At 40.8% G+C, this 3,562-nt stretch carries 4 protein-coding genes; all 4 read right to left on the reverse strand.

Annotated features, from left to right (window positions below):
- Positions 1-137: 137 nt before the first annotated feature.
- Positions 138-491 carry a VOC family protein gene (locus AACT42_RS00830; protein ID WP_094133221.1) on the reverse strand — a complete coding sequence of 118 codons (354 nt, stop codon included), beginning with the start codon at positions 489-491 and terminating at the stop codon, positions 138-140.
- 154 nt (positions 492-645) lie between these two features.
- Complete coding sequence (locus AACT42_RS00835) at positions 646-1,518, reverse strand: hypothetical protein (RefSeq protein ID WP_094168088.1); 873 nt, start codon at positions 1,516-1,518, stop codon at positions 646-648.
- A gap of 177 nt (positions 1,519-1,695) precedes the next feature.
- The gene (locus AACT42_RS00840) at positions 1,696-1,986 is read right to left on the reverse strand and encodes a YkgJ family cysteine cluster protein (protein WP_026028227.1); all 291 of its coding nucleotides are present in this window, start codon (positions 1,984-1,986) and stop codon (positions 1,696-1,698) included.
- Positions 1,987-2,194: 208 nt separating this feature from the next.
- Entirely contained in the window at positions 2,195-2,842 is a 648-nt protein-coding gene (locus tag AACT42_RS00845) for a glutathione S-transferase family protein (RefSeq protein WP_094168089.1), read from the reverse strand.
- Positions 2,843-3,562 lie beyond the last annotated feature (720 nt).

Raw genomic sequence — 3,562 nt, forward strand, 5'->3', positions numbered from 1 at the left:
TAACGCCCAATTAAGGGGTGAGCAACGCTACTACCCAACTTAAAGCATTGTGCCATAAACACTTAATTTGAAGTAGAAGCAAAAATGCCAAGCGTTGGGAATCCCTCTTAAATTGATTGTTATATGCGTACTCAAAGCTACATTGAAACTGCTTCGATTTTGTTTCCGTCTAAGTCATAGTAAGCTTCACCATACTCCGGCCTTAGACCTGGCTTACCCGCACATAAGCCACCCAATTCAATGGCTGTAGCATAGAATTGGTCAACAGCTTCTTTTGAAGGTGCATTGAAAGCAATATGAGCACCATTACTTGATGTTGCTTTTCCTTCACAAGGGCTTCCGACCCAAAATTCAAAATTTTCACCATAAGCCGCTGCGATATTTTCTATATAGTGAGCACGCTTAATAGCTAGTGTAGAAAGAACAGAGTCATAAAAACCGACTGCCTTTAGCACATCAGAAACGCCAACTGAGACGTGATTTAGAATCATTTTTAAGTCCTTTTATTGATTGTAACTTGAAAGCATATAACGCCCGGCTAAGGGGTTGACAACGCACCGCCGAACTCAAAAAACCACTGTAAACGCTTAACTTCAATTTTGCACTAAAGTCGCCACGCGTTGGCAATCCCTCTTGAGCCGTTTGTTAGGCTAATTTTTTACGTGCCTCATTAAACTTTTTAAGCACGCCACTATCAGGAAAGCCCGTATCTAGATAACCTTGATTATGTAACTGGAACCAAAGGGATAATGCTGAACTTAAGCCGAACTTATTTTCTTCAGGATCAACATTTCTCAAGTATGTTGCGGGATCTTCGGCTAAATCTTCTGCATACCATGGAATGCCATTAATAGAGTGTATTCCACTTTCACCAAAGCTTAATAGGGCTTTCCCACTGGCATAGTTAACAACCGTGGATTTATCTAAATACTGTCCTCTGACATAAACCTTATTTTTCCAACATATCGCAATGCTTGCAGCTAAGTAACCTCTTGATTTCCAATAAGAGAAAACCCAACCATTGCAGAGATAATAGCGGTAATACGGCTTGTCATTTATCAATCCTAGAGTTTCTTGCAATATAAGCACGCTTTCTGCTCCTCGGTCGATTTTATCGAGTGCTAACAACACACCATCAAGGTTATCATGCCCACATTTTGCTAATAGCTCAGAAAGAAATTCATTAAATTGTTGCGGATGCTTATAAAAATCATATGTCGGATAAACCTTTTCGGACGCGCCGTCCAGCCAATCTCTGTTTACACCAAAAAGCTGGCATGTTGACGCTAAAATATCATCATTGAGTTTCTCAAGAAGTCGTTCATCAGTACTAACGTCATGAAGACTTAAATTGTGCCCAATAACTTGAGAAATTTGGTTTCTATGAACTCCGTGAGCTTCAAAAACACTAACTAAACGAGTAGACAGTAGCTCTTTAGGTAAATTGTTGTACTTTCTAAAAGGCTTAATTACTCTTTCAACCAAAGACAAAAATGACTCTATTTCTCCAAAAATCAATCGGCTTTCTCCTTATTAGCCTAACGCCCGGTTAAGGGGCTGACAACGCAAAACACTGAACTCAAAATAACAGCCGTAATCACAAATGCCGATTTGAGCAAAAACCGCCACGCGTTGGCAGTCCCTCTTTAACCGTTTGTTATGGCTAACAACACTCTGATTTATCGAACATAATTTTTAAGGTAAATCTGACCTTTCATCTCGACATTCATAAGAGCCCATTTCAAACTCTCGACAAATCCAAGGTCGATTCTCATAAATCGTGCACATGAATGTTTCTCGATCTAAAGCTGAGCACCAACCATCCGCCAAACGTAGCATGGTTTCCCCACCCCATTGGTCGAAAGCAATGTGTTGCTCTGGCACACCTGTATCTGTAATGATCATGACCTCTAAACGACAGCAACAAGCCTGACAGTTTGAGCAAGAAATTTCCGTACTAGATACATTTTTAATTGGAATTGTCATCGTGTTCTTCAAATCAGCGCAATCGCAGCATAGTACTCCAATTTGAACCAATTTATCGACATTCGTAACCAACTCAATTTGGGAGCCATAACGCCCAATTAAGGGGTGAACAACGCCTCCCCCCATACCTAAAGCATTGTGCCATAAACACTAAATTTGAAGTAGACGCAAAAATGCCAAGCGTTGTGAATCCCTCTTAAATTGCTTGTTATGAGTATGACTCAAATGGTGTGAGGTCTATACCCTCGATATCGCAAACCGCTTTAATCGTTGGGTTCAAGCAAAGACGCTTTAAATACGCAGCTAGGTGTTTGAATTCGAGTGGCGACTTTTCGATTGGCAACGACCATTCTGCAAGCATAAACAAGAAGTAGTCACATGCTGTTAAGGTATCACCCAGCAAGTAATCGTGACGCTCTAACTGGTTGTTGATAATTGACAATGCATCAGCAATTCTTTCGTCCTGCGCCGCTATAACATTTGGAATGGTAGCTTCATCGTTGGTGTGGCGATGAGGATAATAGCGAACCATGAGTTCAGCTTGCAGCGTATTATTGAGAAAAGCGAGCCATTGATAAAACAAAGGGCGAGTCGGCTCACCTAACGATGGCATTAAGTCTGATTCAGGGTGCAATTCGCAGATGTGCATGCAAATAGCTGGGCTTTCGAAAATTGGCTGATCATTAACAACTAAGGTCGGTATGCGCCCTGCTGGGTTGAGCCTAAGATAATCCGCTGATTTTTGAGAGTTCGATTTTTTATCAACTAACAACAGCTCATAATCTGCTTTTAAATGATGAAGCAAAAAATGAGGAGCTAGACTCGCGTTGTTTGGATAGTAATAAAGCTTGAACAAAATTGACTCCTTGTCTCTAAAATTGCGGATACTCATAACGCCCGGCTAAGGGGTTGACAACGCACCGCCGAACTCAAAAAACACACCGAAAACTCTGAACTTCAATTTTGCACTAAAGCCGCCACGCGTTGACAATCCCTCTTGAGCCGTTTGTTAGGCCAACCAATTGACACCAACACTTTTAAAACCAAAGAACAGGGCTTTTTTACAAACTTAGAACAAACTAACCGATTCATTTATAAACTAAAACCCTAATTCAGCAAAGAAACCAACAAATTCAAATTGAGCGATTTGGAAGAAAAGTGACGAGCGTAGCATGCTCGGCGGACGTTTGGATGCTGAAGGTTATTTTGCCGCTAAACTCACAGCGCTAAACAACCCAACGCGATCAAGAAACAACAAATATGTGGTGATTATTTATTGCTTAAATTAAGCCACAAAACATGGAATTTACCGTTCAATTCAAACTCGATTTAGCTGATAAAAACTCACTTTGCCTAACGCCCGCTTAAGGGGCAGACAACGCTACTACAAACTTTCCGCATAACACCGTAATCACGAAAACCAACGCATAGTAAAAATGCTACGCGTTGGCTGTCCCTCTTGAAGCGTTTGTTAACTGCATATGTGCAACTTTGTTCGGGCTTTGAAAGTCTATTTTCTACCAACAATATGAAATGGCAGTAAAAACAAACCTATAGATACACCATAGAATAGTGG

It is taken from the genome of Vibrio sp. V15_P4S5T153 (genome assembly GCF_963874485.1).
Classification (GTDB): Bacteria; Pseudomonadota; Gammaproteobacteria; order Enterobacterales; family Vibrionaceae; genus Vibrio; species Vibrio anguillarum.